15 protein-coding genes are annotated in these 18298 nt (G+C 71.6%); 11 read left to right on the forward strand and 4 right to left on the reverse strand.

Annotation, left to right across the window (positions count from 1 at the left end; genetic code table 11):
* Nucleotides 1–272 precede the first annotated feature (272 nt).
* The 5 genes from QI554_RS31095 (at nucleotide 273) to QI554_RS31115 (ending at nucleotide 7997) form a co-directional block, all read left to right on the forward strand.
* On the forward strand, nucleotides 273–3452 hold the full coding sequence (locus QI554_RS31095; protein ID WP_281474619.1) for an AfsR/SARP family transcriptional regulator: 3180 nt from the start codon (nucleotides 273–275) through the stop codon (nucleotides 3450–3452).
* Nucleotides 3453–3552: 100 nt separating this feature from the next.
* Nucleotides 3553–5154, forward strand: a complete 1602-nt coding sequence (locus QI554_RS31100) for an MFS transporter (protein WP_281474620.1) — start codon at nucleotides 3553–3555, stop codon at nucleotides 5152–5154.
* A 219-nt stretch (nucleotides 5155–5373) separates the two neighbouring features.
* Nucleotides 5374–6249, forward strand: coding sequence for an alpha/beta fold hydrolase (locus tag QI554_RS31105; RefSeq protein WP_281474621.1), 876 nt, complete (start codon nucleotides 5374–5376; stop codon nucleotides 6247–6249).
* 87 nt (nucleotides 6250–6336) lie between these two features.
* Entirely contained in the window at nucleotides 6337–7371 is a 1035-nt protein-coding gene (locus QI554_RS31110) for an aldo/keto reductase family protein (RefSeq protein WP_281474622.1), read from the forward strand.
* Between the two features lie 458 nt (nucleotides 7372–7829).
* Complete coding sequence (locus QI554_RS31115; RefSeq protein ID WP_281474623.1) at nucleotides 7830–7997, forward strand: hypothetical protein; 168 nt, start codon at nucleotides 7830–7832, stop codon at nucleotides 7995–7997.
* A gap of 26 nt (nucleotides 7998–8023) precedes the next feature.
* Here the strand turns inward: QI554_RS31115 and QI554_RS31120 are convergent, their stop codons facing one another.
* A complete protein-coding gene (locus QI554_RS31120) occupies nucleotides 8024–8446 on the reverse strand; it encodes a MarR family winged helix-turn-helix transcriptional regulator (protein WP_281474624.1) in 423 nt (140 codons plus the stop codon).
* 173 nt (nucleotides 8447–8619) lie between these two features.
* Between QI554_RS31120 and eno the strand changes: the two genes are divergently transcribed.
* On the forward strand, nucleotides 8620–9897 hold the full coding sequence (gene eno, locus QI554_RS31125; RefSeq protein WP_281474625.1) for a phosphopyruvate hydratase: 1278 nt from the start codon (nucleotides 8620–8622) through the stop codon (nucleotides 9895–9897).
* Nucleotides 9898–9921: 24 nt separating this feature from the next.
* Here the strand turns inward: eno and QI554_RS31130 are convergent, their stop codons facing one another.
* On the reverse strand, nucleotides 9922–10566 hold the full coding sequence (locus QI554_RS31130) for a hypothetical protein (protein ID WP_281474627.1): 645 nt from the start codon (nucleotides 10564–10566) through the stop codon (nucleotides 9922–9924).
* 180 nt (nucleotides 10567–10746) lie between these two features.
* Between QI554_RS31130 and QI554_RS31135 the strand changes: the two genes are divergently transcribed.
* Both QI554_RS31135 and QI554_RS31140 read left to right on the forward strand, forming a co-directional pair.
* On the forward strand, nucleotides 10747–11106 hold the full coding sequence (locus QI554_RS31135; protein ID WP_281474628.1) for an MmcQ/YjbR family DNA-binding protein: 360 nt from the start codon (nucleotides 10747–10749) through the stop codon (nucleotides 11104–11106).
* A gap of 28 nt (nucleotides 11107–11134) precedes the next feature.
* Nucleotides 11135–11857, forward strand: coding sequence for a hypothetical protein (locus QI554_RS31140; protein ID WP_281474631.1), 723 nt, complete (start codon nucleotides 11135–11137; stop codon nucleotides 11855–11857).
* 33 nt (nucleotides 11858–11890) lie between these two features.
* On the opposite strand, the gene QI554_RS31145 is transcribed toward QI554_RS31140, so the two are convergent.
* On the reverse strand, nucleotides 11891–12778 hold the full coding sequence (locus QI554_RS31145) for a LysR family transcriptional regulator (protein WP_281474633.1): 888 nt from the start codon (nucleotides 12776–12778) through the stop codon (nucleotides 11891–11893).
* 94 nt (nucleotides 12779–12872) lie between these two features.
* On the opposite strand from QI554_RS31145, the gene QI554_RS31150 reads away from it, so the two are divergent.
* Together QI554_RS31150 and QI554_RS31155 are read left to right on the forward strand one after the other, a co-directional pair.
* Entirely contained in the window at nucleotides 12873–13610 is a 738-nt protein-coding gene (locus QI554_RS31150) for an SDR family oxidoreductase (RefSeq protein ID WP_281474635.1), read from the forward strand.
* Between the two features lie 366 nt (nucleotides 13611–13976).
* Nucleotides 13977–14354: a hypothetical protein gene (locus tag QI554_RS31155; protein WP_281474636.1), complete on the forward strand. Its 378-nt coding sequence runs from the start codon at nucleotides 13977–13979 to the stop codon at nucleotides 14352–14354.
* Nucleotides 14355–15944: 1590 nt separating this feature from the next.
* Here QI554_RS31155 and QI554_RS31160 read toward each other — a convergent pair.
* Nucleotides 15945–17459: an MFS transporter gene (locus QI554_RS31160; protein ID WP_281474638.1), complete on the reverse strand. Its 1515-nt coding sequence runs from the start codon at nucleotides 17457–17459 to the stop codon at nucleotides 15945–15947.
* A 101-nt stretch (nucleotides 17460–17560) separates the two neighbouring features.
* Here QI554_RS31160 and QI554_RS31165 point away from each other — a divergent pair, with 101 nt between their 5' ends.
* Nucleotides 17561–18292 (forward strand): TetR/AcrR family transcriptional regulator, encoded by a 732-nt coding sequence (locus QI554_RS31165; protein ID WP_281474640.1) that lies wholly within the window; start codon nucleotides 17561–17563, stop codon nucleotides 18290–18292.
* Nucleotides 18293–18298 lie beyond the last annotated feature (6 nt).

Raw genomic sequence — 18298 nt, forward strand, 5'->3', positions numbered from 1 at the left:
CCACGCGGGAGGGGGAGGACGCCACCATCGCGATGCGGATCGCGGCGGTGCAGGTCCCGGCCGTCCCCGCCGCGAGGCTGCCCGCGGCGGTGCGGGCCCGGGCAGTCCCCGAACCGACGGAGCAGCCCGACCGCGCGACCCCTGCTTACTGTGCCGTCACGTATGCGAATCACCAGAACTCCCTCATCGGGGGGTGTTCGCGTCACACCTGCGTCACCGCGCCGCCCGATCCCCACATACGTCGGTGCTGGCCATACGCCAGAATCGGCAGCATGTTGTTCGGCATTCTCGGCCCGGTCGAAGCCGTCCGGCCCGACGGTACCCCCGTCGCAGTCGGTGGCCCGCGTGTCCGCTCGCTGCTCGCGCTTCTGCTGCTCGACCCCGGGCGGATCGTGCCCACCGAGACACTCGTGGACGGGCTCTACGGCGAGGACCCGCCGGGGGACGCGGCCAATGCCCTGCAGTCGCAGGTGTCGCGGCTGCGTCGCGGGCTGCGCGACGACGCCGGGACGGACAAGCTCGTCGAGTTCCACGCCGCCGGGTACCGGCTCGCCGTCGAGGCAGAGCAGGTGGACGCGCACCGGTTCGAGCGGCTCGCCCGGGAGGGCCGCCAGGCGCTGGCCGCCGGCGAGCACGCCGACGCCGCCCGCCTCCTCGCCGACGCGCTCGCCCTGTGGCGAGGCCCGGCGTTCGCCGATCTGACGGACGCTCCGTTCGCCGCCACGCAGGCCGCCGCCTGGGAGGAGCGCCGGCTGGACGTCCTGTCCGACCGGATCGAGGCGGACCTCGCGCTGGGCCGCCACCAGGACCTCGTCCCCGAACTGCACCGGCTGGTGGGCGAGCATCCGCTGCGCGAGCGGATCGTCTCCCAGTCGATGCGCGCGCTGTACGGCGCCGGCCGCCAGGCCGACGCGCTGGCCGTGTACGAGGACACCCGGCGGCTGCTCGCCGACGAGCTCGGCACCGATCCGTCGGCCGAACTGGCGCGCGTGCACCTGGACATCCTGCGCGCCGCCCCGTCCCTGACCCCCGCCCCCGCGCCGGCCGCCGCGCCGCAGTCCGAACACCGAGGGCTGCCCGCCCAGTTCACGAGCTTCGTGGGCCGCGACGCCGAACTGGCCCGGATCGGCTCGTTGCTGACGACCGCTCGGCTCGTCACACTGACCGGGCCCGGCGGCACCGGCAAGACCCGCCTGTCGGTCGAGGCCGGCCGGCGCGCGTCCGGCGACGTGTGCTTCGTCGACCTCGCCCCGGTGCGCCGCGCCGACGAGCTTCCGCAGGCGCTGCTCGACGCGCTCGGGCTGCGCGAGGGCGGCCTGCTCCCCGGCCCGCCCGGCGCGCACGACGACGGCACCGAGCGGCTGCTCGCCGGCCTCGCGGCGCGCGACGTGCTGCTGATCCTCGACAACTGCGAGCAGATCGTCGCCGAAGTGGCCGCGCTCGTGCACCGCGTGCTCGCCTCGTGCCCGGGCGTGCGCGTGATGGCGACCAGCCGCGAGGCGCTCGGTATAACCGGCGAGTCGTTGAGCCCGGTGCCGCGCCTGCCGCTGCCGTCCGCCGACAGCGGGCTGGACGCGGCGCTGGAGTCGCCCGCCGTACGCCTGTTCGTGGACCGTGCGACCGCCGTCCGCCCGGACTTCACGGTCGACGCGGCGACGCTGCCGACCGTCGTCGGCGTGTGCGACGCGCTCGACGGCCTGCCGCTGGCGATCGAACTGGCCGCCGCCCGGCTGCGGGCGCTGCCCCTCGAACAGGTGGCGTCCCGCCTCGACGACCGGTTCCGGCTGCTGTCGCGCGGCAACCGCACGGCCGCCCCGCGGCACCAGACGCTGCGCGCGGTCGTCGAGTGGAGCTGGGAGCTGCTCGACGACGCCGAGCAGACCCTCGCCCGCCGCCTCGCGGTGTTCTCCGGCGGCGCGTCGCTCGACGCCGTCGCCGACGTGTGCGGGCTGGACGAGGACGAGGCCCTCGACCTGCTCGCCGACCTCGCCGACAAGTCGCTCGTCGACGCGGGCAACGGCGACCGCTACCGCATGTCGGAGACGATCCGGCTGTACGCCGTCGAGCGGCTGCGGGAGGCCGGCGAGGAGGAGCGGTTCCGCCGCGCCCACGTCCGGCACTTCCTCGACCTGGCCGACCGTGCCGAGCCGCGGCTGCGCACCGGCGAACAGCTCGAGTGGCTGGACCGGTTGAGTGCCGAGCACGCGAACCTGCGGGCCGCGATGCGCTGGACGATCGACGCCGACCCCGAGCTGGGGCTGCGCCTGGCCGCGGCGCTGGCCTGGTACTGGTGGCTGCGCGGGCTGCGCTTCGAGGCGTCGCCGACGGCCGAGGAGCTGCTGGAGGTGTTCCCGGACGGCGCGCCGCCGGGGCTGCACGAGGAGTTCCTGCTGTGCGCGCTGACGACGCTGTCGGGCAAGGACCCGGCGAGCGACGGCTACCCGCAGCGCCTGGCGATGATCTCGAGCCATCTGGCCGCGCTCGACCGGACCCCGAAGCGGCCGCAGATGTTCGTCATGCTGGGCATGGCGTTCGGCCCGCAGGGCGCCGAGGACCCGCATGTGTGGGAGCTGATCGGCGAGGACGCGTGGTCGGCGGCGATCGTCGAGATCAGCCGGGCGTTCCAGATGCTGTTCAGCGGCCAGGCCACGGAGTCCCGCGGGCACTTCGAGGCGGCGGTGGCCGGGTTCCGGGAGCTCGGCGACCGGTGGGGCATGGCCAACTCGATCGACCAGCTGGCGGTGCTCGCCGACTTCGCGGGCGACCTGACGGGGGCGATGGCGCTGATGGACGAGGCGCTGCAGCTCATGAGCGAGCTGGGCACCGTCGAGGACATCGTCGACCAGCTGGTCCGCCGCGCCGACGCCCACCTGCGTATGGGCAATCCGGCGGCCGCCCGCGTCGACTACACCTCCGCGGTGGAGTCGTCGCAGCGCATCGGCAACCCGCACACGCTCGCGGCGGCGCGCTGCGGGCTGGGTGTCCTGGCCCGGCACGAGGGCCGGTACGCGGAGGCCCGGCGCATCCAGGAGCAGGCGCTGGCGTCGTGCCCGCGGCACAGCTTCGGCAGCGACGACACGGTGGCGTACATCCTCAGCGAACTGGCGTGGACGGCGCTCGCCGAGGGCGACACGCACAAGGCGCGCGGCCTCGCCCACGCCGCCGTCGAACTGACGTACGGCCACTACAACCTGCTGACCTCGGCACTGGGCATGGAGAGCCTCTCGGGGGTCGCCCTCCAGGAGGACGACCCGGCCAAGGCCGCCGCGCTGCTCGGCCTCGCGGTCGCGGTGCGCGGCGGCGCGGTGACGGCCCAGCCGGACATCGCCCGCGTCACGGCGGCCGCGCGGGAGGCGCTGGGCGACGAGGCCTTCGACGCGGCGTACGCGCACGGGGCCGGGCTCGGGCAGGACGAGGTCCCGGCGTTCCTGGGGACCGCCCGGGAGGCGTAGGCCTTCACGCAGGCCCCGGCCGGGCCCGCTGACCGTCCCGCGCACGGGGCGGTCAGCGCTCGGTCAGCGCACGGTCAGCGGCCCCCGCGACGCTCTGGCCATGACTTCCACGCAGATCTCCCCGGCCCGCAAGTGGGCCACGGTGGCCGTCGGCTGCCTGGCGAACGTCGTGCTCGGCATCGACCTCACCGCCCTGCACCTGGCGATCCCGGGACTGGTGGCGGACCTCGACCCGTCCGCCAACCAGATCCTGTGGATCGCGGACTCCTACGGGTTCGCGCTCGCGGGATTCCTGATCACCATGGGCGTGCTCGGCGACCGGATCGGCCGCAAGCGGCTGTTCCTGTTCGGCACGCTGGCGTTCGCGGCGACGTCGCTGCTGACCGCGTACGCGTGGAACGCCGAGACGCTGATCCTGGCCCGCACGCTGCTCGGTGTCTCCGGGGCCACGATCATGCCGTCGGCGCTGTCAGTGACCCGGAACGTGTTCACCGATCCGAAGGAACGCACGACGGCCGTCGGCATCGGCATGGGCGTCGGCGCGCTGGGCGTCGGCCTCGGACCGGTGTTCGGCGGGCTCATGCTGGACCACTTCTGGTGGGGCTCGGTCTTCCTGATCAACGTGCCGCTGATGGCGGTGACGTGCGTGCTCGCGCTGTTCATCTGGCCGGAGTCGAAGGACCCGAACCCGCACCGCTTCGACCTGGTCAGCGTGCCGCTGTCGCTGGTCGGCGTGCTCGGGTTCGTGTACGCGGTCAAGGAGGCGGCGGCCAACGGGGTCATGCAGGGCCGCGTCGCGATCTCGCTGGTGCTCGGGCTGCTCGCGGGGATCGCGTTCGTCGTGCGGCAGCAGCGGATCTCGTACCCCCTGATCGACGTGAGCCTTTTCCGGCAGCAGGCGTTCACCGGCTCGGTGCTGGCGAACATGTTCTCGATGTTCGCCCTGATCGCGCAGTCGCTGCTGTTCGCGCAGTACTTCCAGCTGGTGCTGGGCTGGTCGCCGCTGAAGGCCGGGCTCGCGGGGCTGCCGGGCGGCGTGTGCGCGATGATCGGCGGCGCGCTGGCCGCCCCGCTGATCACGGCGTTCGGCCGGGCCCGGGTCGTCGGCATCGGCATGGCGGTCGCGGCGGCGGGCTTCGGGCTCTACATGCTGTCAGGGACCTCGGCCGACTACCTGGTGCTGCTCGTGGCGATGGTGCCGTGCGCGATGGGCATGGGCATGGCGATGACGGTCACCGGCGACACGATCCTCGCCTCGGTGCCGAAGGACCGCGCGGGTGCGGCGTCGGCGATCTCCGAGACCGCGACGGAGCTGGGCGGCGCGCTGGGCATGGCGGTGCTGGGCAGCGTGCTCAACGGCGTCTACCGCAACGAGATCGACGTCCCGGCGGGCGTGCCGGAGTCGGCGCGCGGGTCCGTCGAGGACTCGATCGGCTCGGCGCTGACCAGCGCCGTCACGATGCCGGCGGACGTCGCGGGGCGGGTCGTGGACGCGGCGCGGTCGGCGTTCGTGGACGGCATGCACATGGCGCTGCTGACGAGCGCGGCGCTGGCGCTGCTGGCGGGCGTCGCGGGGCTGGTGCTGCTGCGGGGCGTGCCGAAGGTGCTGGAGGACCCGGACCTCGCGGTGGCGGAGGGTGTGGAGACCACGGAGGTGCCGGGGCAGGGGACGGCGGCGCCGGGGGTCGCGCAGGTCGGCTGACGTCGCGCCGCGTAGGAGTTGCCAGGGGCCGTACCGGAGTTCCGGTACGGCCTCTGGCGTGTGCGGGCGCTTCGGGTGCTCGGCCTTGAGGGGCGTGGCCGCGTCGCCGCCGCCGCCTGCTCCGTCTTCCGCGTCGTCCCCCGGTCGCCGTACACTCGCCCCGACCCCGCTCGCTGACACGTTTCAGCGCCCAGGGGCACGGCACATCGAGGAGGACCCATGGCCGTCGCCGGCGCCGACCCGTCGCTGTACCCCACCCCGCTGCCCGCCGCCGCGCGCCGGTTCGAGCTGCGCACGTCCGGCGGCCCGCTCGCGGCGCTCGAGATCGCGCCCCCGGAGGGCACCGAGCCGCGCGGCACGGCGGTCCTCGTGCCCGGCTTCTCCGGCTCGAAGGAGGACTTCGTCCCGATGCTGGGGGCGTTGGCCGCCGAGGGCTACCGGGTCGTGACGTACGACCAGCGCGGCCAGTTCCAGTCGCCGGGCCCGACCCGCTGGCGGGACTACAGCGTCACCGGGTTCGCCGCCGAACTTGCCGAGGTCGTCACGTCCTTGGACGCCGGGCGCGTCCACCTGCTCGGCCACAGCTTCGGCGGCGTCGTCGCCCAGCGGGCCGTGACGTCCGCCCCCGACCTGGTGCGCTCGCTCACGCTGCTCGACACGGGCCCGGGCGGCACCGACTTCGACGGCGGCAGGTTCGTCAAGCCGATGGTCCTCGTCCTCAAGGTCGGCGGCGTACGCGGCATGTGGACGCTGATGCGCCGCCCGCTCGCCAAGGCCGGCCTCACCGTCGGCGCGCAGGCGTGGCTGCACCACCGCCTCATGCACACCCACAAGGCGAACCTCATCGGCATCATCAACGGCCTGGTCGCCGAGCCGTCCCGCGTACGGGAGTTGGCCGCCACCAAGGTCCCGTGCCTCGTCATGTACGGCGAGAACGACACCCCGTGGTCCCCGCCCACCCAGGCCAAGATGGCCGCCGAACTCGGCGCCCGCCATGTGGTCGTCGCCAACGCGGGGCACACCCCGAACGAGGAACAGCCGGAGGAGACCGCCAAGGCGCTGGCGGACTTCTGGCGCTCCGTCGACGAGGACTGATCCGCGGCGCCTGGACGGCTGTGCGTGCCGCCGAGGCGCCGTCTAATCCCGTGGCGGCCCGATCCCGTGATCACTAAGGTCCGAAGGATGGAACATCACGCCTTGGGCCGCAGCGGTCTGTTCGTCAGCGAGATCACGTACGGCAACTGGCTCACCCACGGCGAGGGCGTCGAGCGCGACGCCGCCACGGCGTGCGTCCGCGCCGCCCTCGACGCCGGCGTGACCACCTTCGACACCGCCGACGTCTACGCCCAGGGCGCCGCCGAAGAGGTCCTCCAGCACGCCCTCAAGGGCGTGCGCCGGGAGTCCGTCGAGATCGCGACGAAGGTCTGCCTGCCGACCGGGCCGGGGCGCAACGACCGCGGCCTGTCCCGCAAGCACGTCGTCGAGTCCTGCAACGCCTCGCTGCGCCGCCTCGGCGTCGACTACGTCGACCTGTACCAGGCGCACCGCTTCGACGACGAAGTCCCGCTGGCGGAAACCCTGATCGCGTTCGACGACCTGGTCCGCGCCGGGAAGGTGCTCTACCTCGGGGTGTCCGAGTGGCGGGCCGACCAGATCGCCGAGGCACTGCGCATCGCCGACGAACTCGGGCTGCGCAGCCGGTTCGTGTCGAACCAGCCGCAGTACAACATGCTTTGGCGCGTCATCGAGCCCGAGGTGTTGCCGCTGTGCGAGGACGAAGGCATCGGCCAGATCGTCTTCCAGCCGCTGGCCCAGGGCGTGTTGACCGGCAAGTACCTTCCGGGACGGGCCGCCCCCGCCGGCTCCCGGGCCACCGCCGACGGGCGTGCCCCGGCCTTCATCGCCCGCGTCCTCGGCGACGCCGTGCTGGAACGCGTCCAGTTGCTGAAGCCGATCGCCGAACAGGCCGAACTGACCATGGCCCAGCTGGCGATCGCCTGGACGCTCAGCCGGCCCGGCGTCGCCTCCGCCGTCATCGGCGCCACCCGCCCCGAACAGGTCCGCGAGAACGCCGAGGCCTCGAGCAGGCGCCTGGACGCCGAAGTGCTGAAGCAGATCGACGACGTCCTGGGCGACCTGGTCGACCGCGACCCGGCCAAGACCGCGCGGATGATGGACGTCAAACCGGAATGGCGCACCGGCCCCGCGTCGTCGTAGCTAGGAATTGCCTTTGGATTCCCCACGGTTCCCCCAAGCGCGTGCGCGCACGGCCGCAGCCACGATTAGCGTGACTGCGGCCAACAGGAACGGGGGGCTGTGATGAGGGTTCGGACTTCCGCGGTCAGCGGCCTGGCGGGCTGCGCGCTCCTGGCCGCGGTTCTCGTCGGGTGCAGCAGTTCCTCGTCGGACCATCCGGCGGCATCGGCGACCTCGGCACGACCAGGCGCCCCCGGTGAGTCGGGTCCCGGAGACTCGGCCGCCACCTCGGGCGGCGGCAAGCCCGCCACGGCACCGCAGTCCCCCACCGCCGCCTCCTCGGCCGATTCCGGTTCCGGTTCCGGCTCCGGCGCGGGGAACAAGACCGCCTTCTGCACCGACGCCGCCAAAGCCATGGCAACCGATTCCAACCTCGACAACGGCCTGACAAGGCGCAGACCGTCGAGGTGTGGGACCGCATGGACAAGGAAGCGCCCGGCGCGGTCAAACCCGACGTCGACAACGTCGACCGCCAGCTCCACCAACAGGCGGACCACGGCACGATGGACGACATCACCGGTTTCAGCATGTCGTACCAGTCCGTCCTGCAATGGGTCGTCGGCAACTGCGGACTGACCCCCTCGTAGCCGGACGGGGCACCACGCCGATCGGGCTAATGCGCCGCAAGCCTCTCGACGAGCCCGATGCCGCGCGCCAGCACCTCGCGTTCTTCCGGCGTCAGCTCCGCTTCGATCGCCCGCGCGAGCCAGTCCGCCCGGCGTCCGCGCTCCTCCTCCAGCAGCTCCTGCCCCGCGGGAGAGAGCTCGACCAGGCTCTTGCGGCCGTCGGTCGGGTGCGCCCGTCGCGTGATCAGCCCCTGGTCCATGAGGAGTCCCACGGCGCGGGCCATGGACTGCGGGCGCACCTGCTGGTCCGCCGCGAGTTCGCTGGTCGTCATCGCGCCGTTGCGATCCAGCGCGCCGAGGACGGCCGCCTGGCCGAACGGCATCTGGTCCTCGAGCTTCACGCGCCGCGTGAGCTTGCCGATCGCGGTGCGCAGTTCGGCGGCGACGGTGGCGGATTCCGGAACGGGCATGCCGGATGGTAACGCAGCACAGCTGCACAGCACGGCTGCGCAGCACAACTGAACAGTGAAACTGAACAGCATGACTGCACAGCATTGCTGTAGAGTTCCTCGCGCCGGAACCGGCGCCGCCGTCGCGACCCAGGCCGCAACCCGGACCTGACGCGACATCGAGAAGGGCTCCCATGACCGCCATCACCTCCGTCGTCGGCCGCAGCGTCCTCGACAGCAGGGGCAACCCCACCGTCGAGGTGGACGTGGAACTCGCCGACGGGTCCCTCGGCCGCGCCGCGGTCCCCTCCGGCGCCTCGACCGGCGCCCGCGAGGCCGTCGAGCTGCGCGACGGCGACCCGGACCGCTGGCACGGCAAGGGCGTCGACCGCGCGGTACGCCACGTCGACACGGAGCTCGCCGCCGCCGTCACCGGCCTCGACGCCGAGGACCAGGCGGGCCTCGACGCCGCCCTCACCGCCGCGGACGGCACCTCCACCAAGTCCAGGCTCGGCGCCAACGCGATCCTCGGGGTCTCCCTGGCCGCCGCCAAGGCCGCTGCCGCCGCACATCGCCTGCCGCTCTACCGCTACCTCGGCGGCTCGAACGCCCGGCTGCTGCCCGTCCCGATGATGAACATCGTCAACGGGGGCGCGCACGCGGACAATCCGCTGGACTTCCAGGAGTTCATGATCGCGCCGATCGGCGCGCGGACCTTCTTCGAGGCCGTGCGCATGGGCTCCGAGATCTTCCACACCCTGCGCCGCGACCTCCTCGCCGCCGGGCACTCCACGGCGGTGGGCGACGAGGGCGGCTTCGCGCCCGCCCTGCGTACCGCCGAGGAGGCCCTCGACTTCGTGACGGCCGCGATCGAACGCACGGGCTACCGGCCGGGCACCGACATCGGCCTGGTCATGGACCCGGCGTCGTCCGAGTTCTTCCGCGACGGCGTCTACGACTACTCGGGCGAAGGCATCCGACGTACACCGGCCGAACACGCCGACTACCTCGTCACGTTGATCGACGCCTACCCCGTCGTGTCGATCGAGGACCCGATGGCCGAGGACGACCTGCCCGGGTGGCGGGACCTGACCGCACGCGTCGGCGCGCGCTGCCAGCTCACCGGCGACGACGTGTTCTGCACGAACGAGACCATCCTGCGCGAGGGCATCGCCTCCGGCGTCGCCAACTCGGTTCTGGTGAAGGTCAACCAGATCGGCACCCTGACCGAGGCCCTGGCCACCGTCGACACCGCCCACCGCGCCGGCTACACCGTCGTCATGTCCCACCGCTCCGGGGAAACCGAGGACACCACGATCGCCGACCTCGCGGTGGCCACCGGCTGCGGCCAGATCAAGACCGGATCCCTGTCCCGCTCCGACCGCACCGCCAAGTACAACCAACTCATCCGCATAGAACAGCAGTTGGGCGCCAGCGCCCGGTACGCGGGCACCGAGGCCCTGCGCCGCTGACCACCTTCCGCCCGCGAACCCTGGTCAGTGCTCGCCGCCGCTCCGGAAGACCCCGTCACGGGCGAGCCAGACCAGGGCCGGGGTGCCCATCTCGTCGAGCCACGCCGGCGGTTGTTCGGCCGTGAAAGCCGCGGCCATCGCCTCGAACCACGCCGCGAACGACGGGAAGTCGGGTGCCGCGTCGGCCTCTTCCTCCCAGGCGCCGTCCGCGAGGTAGCGTGCCCGCGGCTCGTCCTGGTGGTGGTAGTAGACCGGGTACTCGCCGTCCGCGCCGGGCTGAGAGACGTCGAAACACCACACCGCCTCGTAACCGGCTTCGGCGAACCCGACCAGGTGATTGGTCGACAGGTCCCGCCCCGGCTCGCGGGCGACCCCCTCGGGCATGTGCACCAACTCCGCGTTCAGCTCGACGAGTTCCTTCTCGTCCACGAGAACGAACTCGCGCTCGCTGTCGTCGTCCTCCCGACAGCAGCGCAGCCGATTGTGCTCCGCCAACACCGCCCGGTAGCTCGGCGGAACCGACCAGGCGACGCTGCCGAAGTGCGGCTCCAGGAGCGTCTCCCGCGCCCGCACCGCCTCACTCGACGCGGGCCCGGCCCCGTCGAGTTCGAGCAGCCCCTCCGAAGCGGCCCGGCGCAGCTCCAGGAGGGCGTCGAGAGGTACAGCCATGTTCTGACTCCTGATGTCCTTGGATCCTCTTGGCCTCGACCGAACGCCGGACAACGCTACATGCGGCAACCGACAAGCCGGTCGACCCAGAAGGCGTCTCCGTGCACTGAGGTGGCCGCGGCCGTGCGCGCATGGTCTGCTGTACCCACGTATGGGCAACCAGACCAAGAGGTTCCGAGCATGGCGGCAATCGAGGACGTCCGGACGCTGGGCACGGAGTTGGAGCGCTCCTATCCGGTGTACGTACGCAATAGGTTGAAGTTCCGCGTCGGGCAGATCGTCTACGTGGCGTTCTCCCTCGATGAGACCGTGATGGGCTTCGGCTTCCCGAAGGAGGAGCGCGAGGACCTCGTCGCGAGCGCCCCGCACAAGTTCCAGATGCCGTCGGAATCAGACATGCGCTTCAACTGGGTCCACGCCACGCTCTCGGAACTGGACCCGACCGAGGCTCGCGAACTGGTCGTCGACGCCTGGCGCATGGTCGTCCCGAAGAAACTCGCCCGCGCCTACGACCTCACCCACCCCGACGGCCCGGGCTGAGCCCAGATCGACCTGCTTGGATCAGCCCATGACGAATTGGTCGGCGCTCAGCGACGCATGCGGTTCGGCAGACCATGTTCCGGCGCTGTTGGACCGCTTCGAAGCCGATCCGAGCGGCGTCTGGTCGGACCTGATGGACCACCTGTGCCCGCAACTGGACACCGTGTACGCGGCAAGCTTCGCCGCTCTCCCCCGACTTGCCGACATCGCGTCACGCAGCGACGGTGAGCACCGCCGGTGGGTGCTCCTGGCAGCCGGAGCAATCATGTCCTGCGCCCCCACCGGAGACGACGTATTCGAAGCCCTCTCGGCCCCGATCGCGATCCTGCACCAGCTGACCGACCAGTCCCTTCGCGAAACCCCAGACACCGAAACCTACGTCGCCCTACTGCAGTCCCTTCTCTCCTTCGAAGGCGTCGAGATCTGGGACCGGTGCCTCGAAGGACTGGAGACCGGCGAGTACGAAGTCGACTGCCCGTACTGCGGCGTCAACCTGTTCATCGTGATCGGCAAGGCCGACTGCTTCGCGGCCAGTGACGACTATTCACTGCGCGAGGTGGAGAAGACACCTCTCCACCCTCTGCGGCCAGATGAGCAGGAGGGCCTGGCAAAACGTCTCCACGACCGAACCTTCGCCGATGGCCAGCACGTCATCTCCCGCGGCGTGCCATACCTGTTCGGCCGAGCGACCTGCCCCGACTGCGGGACGGCCTTTTCCGTATCCGACCGGATCGTCTCCCGCCACCACTGAAGAACCGCTGGTCGGGGTGCCGGCATGGGCCACTCAGTGCGTCGGCGCGGTGTCCGGAATCAGCCGCGTGGCGGTGCGGATCAGGCTGGCGAGCGCGAGCGAGCGGCTGTGCGCGGGCCAGGCGATGTGGGTGGAGACGGGAGGTGCGTCGATCAGGGGTACGGCGGCGTGCTCGTGCCACAGCCAGGTGCGGGCGGAGTCCGGGAGGACGGCCATGGTGCGTCCGAGGGCGATCAGCTGGGCAAGCTGCGTGTGGTCGCGGACTTCCGGGCCTGGACCGGGCGCGTAGGTGCCATGTCGTGGCCAGCGGGCGATCGGGAGATCGGGGACGTCGCTGATGTCGGCCATGGACAGAGCGTCGCGCGCCGCCAGCGGATGCCTCGCGGGCACGACGGCGATCCGCCCTTCGGTCGACAGCTCTTCGCTGTCGAACCCGGCCAGGGAGTGGAACGGCACGATGAGGAGCGCGACATCGGCGCGGCCGTCGCGCAGCATCTGCTCCTGCTCGTTGAAACCGCCGGCCAGCACCTCGACTTCGGCGGCGTCGGGCTCGGCTGCGTAGGCGTCGAGCAGCCGCCGCAGCAGATCGTGGGACGCGGCGGCTTTCACCGCGATGACCAGGCGTTCGCGGGAGGCGTCCGGACGGTCCGTGCCGCCGGAGCGGCGGGTGCGTCGAGCGGCGGCGGCGGTCGCGTCCAGGGCCGCGCGGCCTTCGTGGAGCAGCACCTGTCCGGCGCCGGTCAGGCGCACACCGCGGCGGTCGCGTTCCAACAGGCAGACGCCGAGGCGCCGTTCGAGCTTCTGGATGGCTCGGGAGAGCGGCGGCTGGGCCATGCCCAGGCGTTCGGCGGCGCGGCCGAAGTGCAGTTCCTCGGCGACGGCGACGAAGTACCTGAGCTCGCGCGTCTCCAACGCTTCCACGGCCGTCCCTTTCCTGCGCTCATACCTGACAGGTATCACAGGATACCGACTCGGCGTTGGACGCTCCGCTCGGACGACGGCGAGCATCAACGCCATGAGCAACACGAAGATCGCGCTGGTGACCGGCGCGAACAAGGGCATTGGCTACGCGATCACGGCCGGTCTCGGCGCCTTGGGACACCGCGTGGGCGTGGGAGCCCGCGACGAATCCCGGCTCGAGGCCGCCGTCGAGAAGCTGCGCGCTGCCGGGATCGACGCGTTCGGCGTGCCGCTGGACGTGACGAGCCGACTCAGCGTCACCGGCGCCGCCGAACTGGTCGAGCGGGAGGCCGGGCGCCTCGACGTCCTGGTCAACAACGCCGGGATCTCAGGCGAGATGGGGCCGGGGTGGTTCCAGGATCCGACCGGCCTCGATCTCGACGTGGTCCGCACGGTGGTGGAGACCAACGTGCTTGGCGTCATCCAGGTGACCAACGCGATGCTGCCGCTGCTGCGGCGCTCCGGATCGCCCCGCATCGTCAACGTCTCCAGCTCCGTGGGCTCACTCACCCTGCAGGCGGACCCGGACACCGAGATCGGTCCGGTCATGGCGGCCTACGCGCCGTCGAAGACGTTCCTCAACGCCGTCACCGTCCAGTACGCCCGCCAGTTCGCCGGCACCGGCATCTTGATCAATGCCGCCTGCCCCGGCCTGGTCGCCACCGACTTCACCGGCTTCCACGGCCCCCGCACCCCCGACCAGGGCGCAGCCACCGCAATCCGACTCGCCACCCTCCCGAACGACGGCCCGACCGGCTCGTTCTTCGACGACGACGGCCCCATCCCCTGGTAACCCCACGCCACCACCCTGACGAACAAGGCCGCAGAATCCCCGCACCAGTCCTCACCTGACCCACCAGCCGGTAAACACTCCCCTTCCGCCCCCGGAGGCGCGTTCGCCGCCACGAACTGGGCTCGGCCGTTCGGCTCATCGCACGAAGCACCGATGGCCGACGCATGTACGGCGGCGCCGCCCCAACAGGCGGCGCCGCAACACGCATTCGACCTAGGCCACGCACGGTATGACAGCAAGACACGTACCAGGCACTGCCCTACGCGGCGCGGCCCACCGCCGCGCCGCGCAATTCCGAGGCGCCGGTGCGAGAGGGGGGCACGAACCCTATGGATCCTCGGCTCGCAGTCGTGATCGACTGGGTCCATGAGCTTGGCGGTGGATGTGTTTGTCCTCGGCGGGGACGACAAGATGGTCCTGCTGGACGTCCCGGCAGGCAGCTCAGACCTCGCGGGCTTTGAGCGCTGGCGTACTTACGTGTGGGGATCCGAGGCCGTGCGCTCCCTGGGCGCGAGGTTCTTCCCGATCCTGGCCAGCGGTGACCTCATGGTGGCGCCGGACCAGGTGGCGGACTTCCTGGGCGAGTGCTCCTTGATCCGGAACAGCCTCGAACTCGTCGCCCCCAACGCTGACCCGGGGAAGCCGCATGGGGAGTACGTTCGGCAAATCTCGGAGCGGCTGCGGAACATCGAGGATGCTGCTGAGCGCGCGCGGAGCGTCAGGGGTGGTGTGGTCATCTGGTAGATGTCCGTCCACGAGGAATATGACGGTGGGCCTTGCCCGCGGCGTGGCAGCATGAGGCCATGACGTTGATCCGAAGGGGCGATGCCGCGTAAGTCGCCCGGCGCTGTGCGCGCCCAGACGCGGTTGGTTCGAGGACAGCCCCGAACGTTCAGCCAGGTTCGGGGCCTGCGAAAAAGCGCTCAGGCTGCCGTCAGGCGGCTTGAGACTCAGAGGTTTTGGCCCGGTTTCTTGAGCGAGGCGCTCGGCCAGTACGAGCGGTTCTTGCGCCGACCTGGCCGGTGGCTCTATGTGCCGTTGGCGGATTGCCCCTGCCGTGATCCGGTGGGAGGTCGGGACAATGTGCAAGCCATGCTTGAGGTGTTGCCGCCGACTGCACGCCGTGAACTGAGTCGGATCGTGGCCAGGCTCGACGCCGAGTTCGAGCGGCGGACGTTGCCCGATCCCTATGCGGTCGAGTGGATGAGCAGTCCTTGGTTGGACTCGCCGACCGCCCCGTGGTGGCACCGGCGCTTGACCAAGCCCTAGCCGACGACGGCCGACGCACGCAATAGCGGCGCCGCCCGAACAGGGCGGCGCCGCAACATGCGTTCACCACAGGCCGCACACGGCAAGACAGTGGCTCGCCCGATACTCCGATGTGCGCGGCGCGACCATGGGCCGCGCCGCGCAACCCGTCGGCCCTCCCCATCGATGCATCGGACCAGCTCGTCAACATCACCCGCAGCGTCCGATGGCGGACGGCCACCCCACGCCGCCACAGGGGGCGGCGCCAGACACGTTCACTACCGTCAACGACGCGGCGGAGGGTGTTCGCACATGGGTTGCCAGTCTCGATGAGCGCGCCCGCGGTTCGCGGGCGCGCGGGCGTTCCGTGCCGTCACAGTGGGAGGTGGTAGCGCCGCACGCGCGAAGCGTCGTGGGTGTCATCACCCTTCAGGCCGAACGTCCATACCCCCCGGCGGCGCGGCCCACGGCCGCGCCACGCAAGCCCGTTCGTCCTCCCCCATCACACGAACTGGCACCAGCGCCCGTCGGCCCATCGCGCAAAGCGCCGATGGCCGACGCAGGCAATAGCGGCGCCGCCCGAACAGGGCGGCGCCGCAACATGCAGTTGCCTCCAGCCGCGCGGCAAGACGAATTGTCGTAACGAACACTGTTTGGACGAGGCGCGGCGCACATCAGCGCCGCGCCTGCCCGCCGTGCCCTTACGAACAGGAACGCCGCGCGGCAAGACGGCAACACACGTACCTGGCACTGCGCGGCGCGGCCCACGGCTGCGCTGTGCACCCGGTTTTCCCGCCCGCCGACGCGCGGGCCCAACTCGTCCACCCATAGCCCGCAGCACTCGGTGGCGGACATACAGGGGTGGCGCCGGACACGTTCACTCCCGTCGACCAGACGTAGGCACCCCATCGGCTGGCATTCGCACACGAGTTGTCGGTCCCGATGAACGCGCCTGCAGTTCGCGCGCGTTGAGTGGCGAGGCGGCAGGAGGTGGTGGCGCCTCACGCGCGAAGCGTAGGCACCACCCCCTCAGGCGCGGTCAGGCGTCGGAGGCCACGCCTCACCGGCCCGAACGACGGGCTTGGGCTAGGCGTTCGCTGACTCGCGGGTGTCCGTGGGGGTGTCGGTCTGGGTGCTTTTGGCGATTACCGGGGAGGCGGCGGCGCTGGGGCGGGCCAGTAGTAGGGCGACGGCGGCGCCTGTGGCTGTGATGATGGCGGCTACCCAGCCGCCGAGGTGGATGCCGGTGAGGAGGGCGTGTGGGGTGGAGGCGTCGCCGGAGCGGGCGTTGACCACGGCGATGATGATGGCGAGGCCGATGGCGCCGCCGATTTGGCCGGCGGTGTTGGCGAGGCCCGCGGCGACGCCCTGTTCCTGTGGGGAGACGCCGGCGCCGGCGGCGACGAACATGGCGACGAACGTCCAGCCGCCGCCGAAGCCCCAGACCATCGTGCCCGGCAGCAGGGCCCAGAACGATCCGCCGACGGTCATGACCGCGAAGGTCAGGCCGATGCCAAGGCCGGTGACGAGCATGCCGACCGCCAGCGTGCCGCGCAGGCCGAAGCGTCCGATGAGCGCGGGGGCGGTCTTGCTGGCCGCGACGGCGCAGACGAGGGTCAGCGGGACGAACGCCAGCCCGGCCTGCAGCGCGCTGTAGCCGAGGACCGGCTGCAGGTACATGGTGAACAGGTAGTACCCGGCGCCCAGGGCGCTCTGGAAGAGCAGGATCAGCAGCATCGACACCGAGAGCGTGCGGTTGCGCAGCATGCGCAGCGGCATGAGCGGTTCGCGGGTGCGGGCCTCGACGAGGAGGAACAGGCCGAGGAGCGCGGCGCCGACGAGGATGCCGCCGAGGGCGCGGGGCGACGTCCAACCCGCGTCGGGGCCGCTGACCAGGCCGAAGACGAGCAGCGACGATCCGGCCGTGGCCAGCAGCGCGCCGGGCAGGTCGAAGCCCCCGCGGGCGCGTGCGGGAGGGGCGTCGTCGCGGAGCAGCCAGGCGGCGCCGGCGAGGACGACCGCGACCAGCGGGACGTTGACGAAGAAGATCGAGCGCCAGCCCAGCCATTCGGTGAGCAGCCCGCCGCTGAGCGCGCCGACGGCGAGCCCCGAGCTGCCGGCGAGGCCCCACGCGCCCATGGCGCGGTTGCGGGCGGGTCCTTCCTCGAAGCGCGCGAAGATCAGCGCGAGGGTGGCGGGGCTGAGCAGTGCGCCGCCCAGGCCTTGGACGGCGCGGGCGGCGATGAGGAACCCGGAGTTCCCTGCGAGGCCGCCGGCGAGCGAGGCGGCTCCGTAGATGGCGAGGCCGAGGGTGAACATGCGGCGTGCGCCGAGGCGGTCGACGGCGCGTCCGCCGAGCAGGAGGAAGCCGCCGATGCCGACGGCGTACGCGCTGACCACCCATTGCAGGGACTGGGCGGAGAAGCCGAGTGCGTCGCCGATGTCGGGCAGTGCGACGTACACGATGTTGTAGTCCAGCGCGACGATCAGCTGGGCGAACGCGATGAGCGCGAGGGTGAGGCCGGGCCTCGCGGCACGCTCGTCGGCGGCCGGGCGGGGCCGTCGGGACGGTGTGCGGGCAGGGGACTCCGAAGTGACCACAGGGACGACTCTTTCCCGAGTTCAGTACATGCCGTTGATTTACTACACGGCGTTTAGTGAGTGCACGCTGAACAGTAATCGAACCCTGTAAGCTGTCAAGCGTGAAATCCGCGACGCAGCCGCCCCAGCCCCCGACACAGACCCGGCGCGAACGCCTGCGCGCCGAGACCTCGGCCGAGATCAAGGCGGTCGCGCTGCGCCTGATGGCCGACGGCGGGCCCGACGCGATCTCCCTGCGCGCGATCGCCCGCGAGATGGGCATGACGGCCGGCGCCATCTACGGCTACTTCGACACCCGCGACGCGCTGGTCACCGCCCTGATCGTGGACGTCTACAGCGAACTCCTCGCCGCCGTCGAGGGCGCCCGCGACCGCCTCCCCGCCGACGACGTCGCGGGCCGCATCGTCGCCTGGGGCGTCACCCTGCGCGCCTGGGCGATCGCCAACCCGGAGGGCTTCCGGCTCATCTACGGCGACTCCCTCCGCGGCTACGAACCGCCGTTGCAGGAGGCCGTCACAGCGTCTGAAAAGCGTGCGTGCGAAGGGCTGACCGCCCTCATCGCCGAGGCGTGGCCGTCCGCCGCCAACCGCTACTGCGACGAGGTGTACGCCTGGGCCGACTTCGACGAGGCGCTCGTCGAGAAGGTCCGCACCGCACACCCCGACCTGCCGCCCGCCGGCGCGGCCGTCGCCATGCGCGTGTGGGGACGCATGTACGGCCTGGTCGCCCTCGAGGTCTTCGGCCGCCTGAGCCCACTGGCCCACGACCCGGCCCGGCTCTACGAGGACGAACTCAAGGCCCTCGTACGCGACTTGGGCCTGACCCCCGCCTGAGCCCGG

The sequence above is a fragment of the Yinghuangia seranimata genome (assembly GCF_029953285.1).
Lineage (GTDB): Bacteria > Actinomycetota > Actinomycetes > Streptomycetales > Streptomycetaceae > Yinghuangia > Yinghuangia seranimata.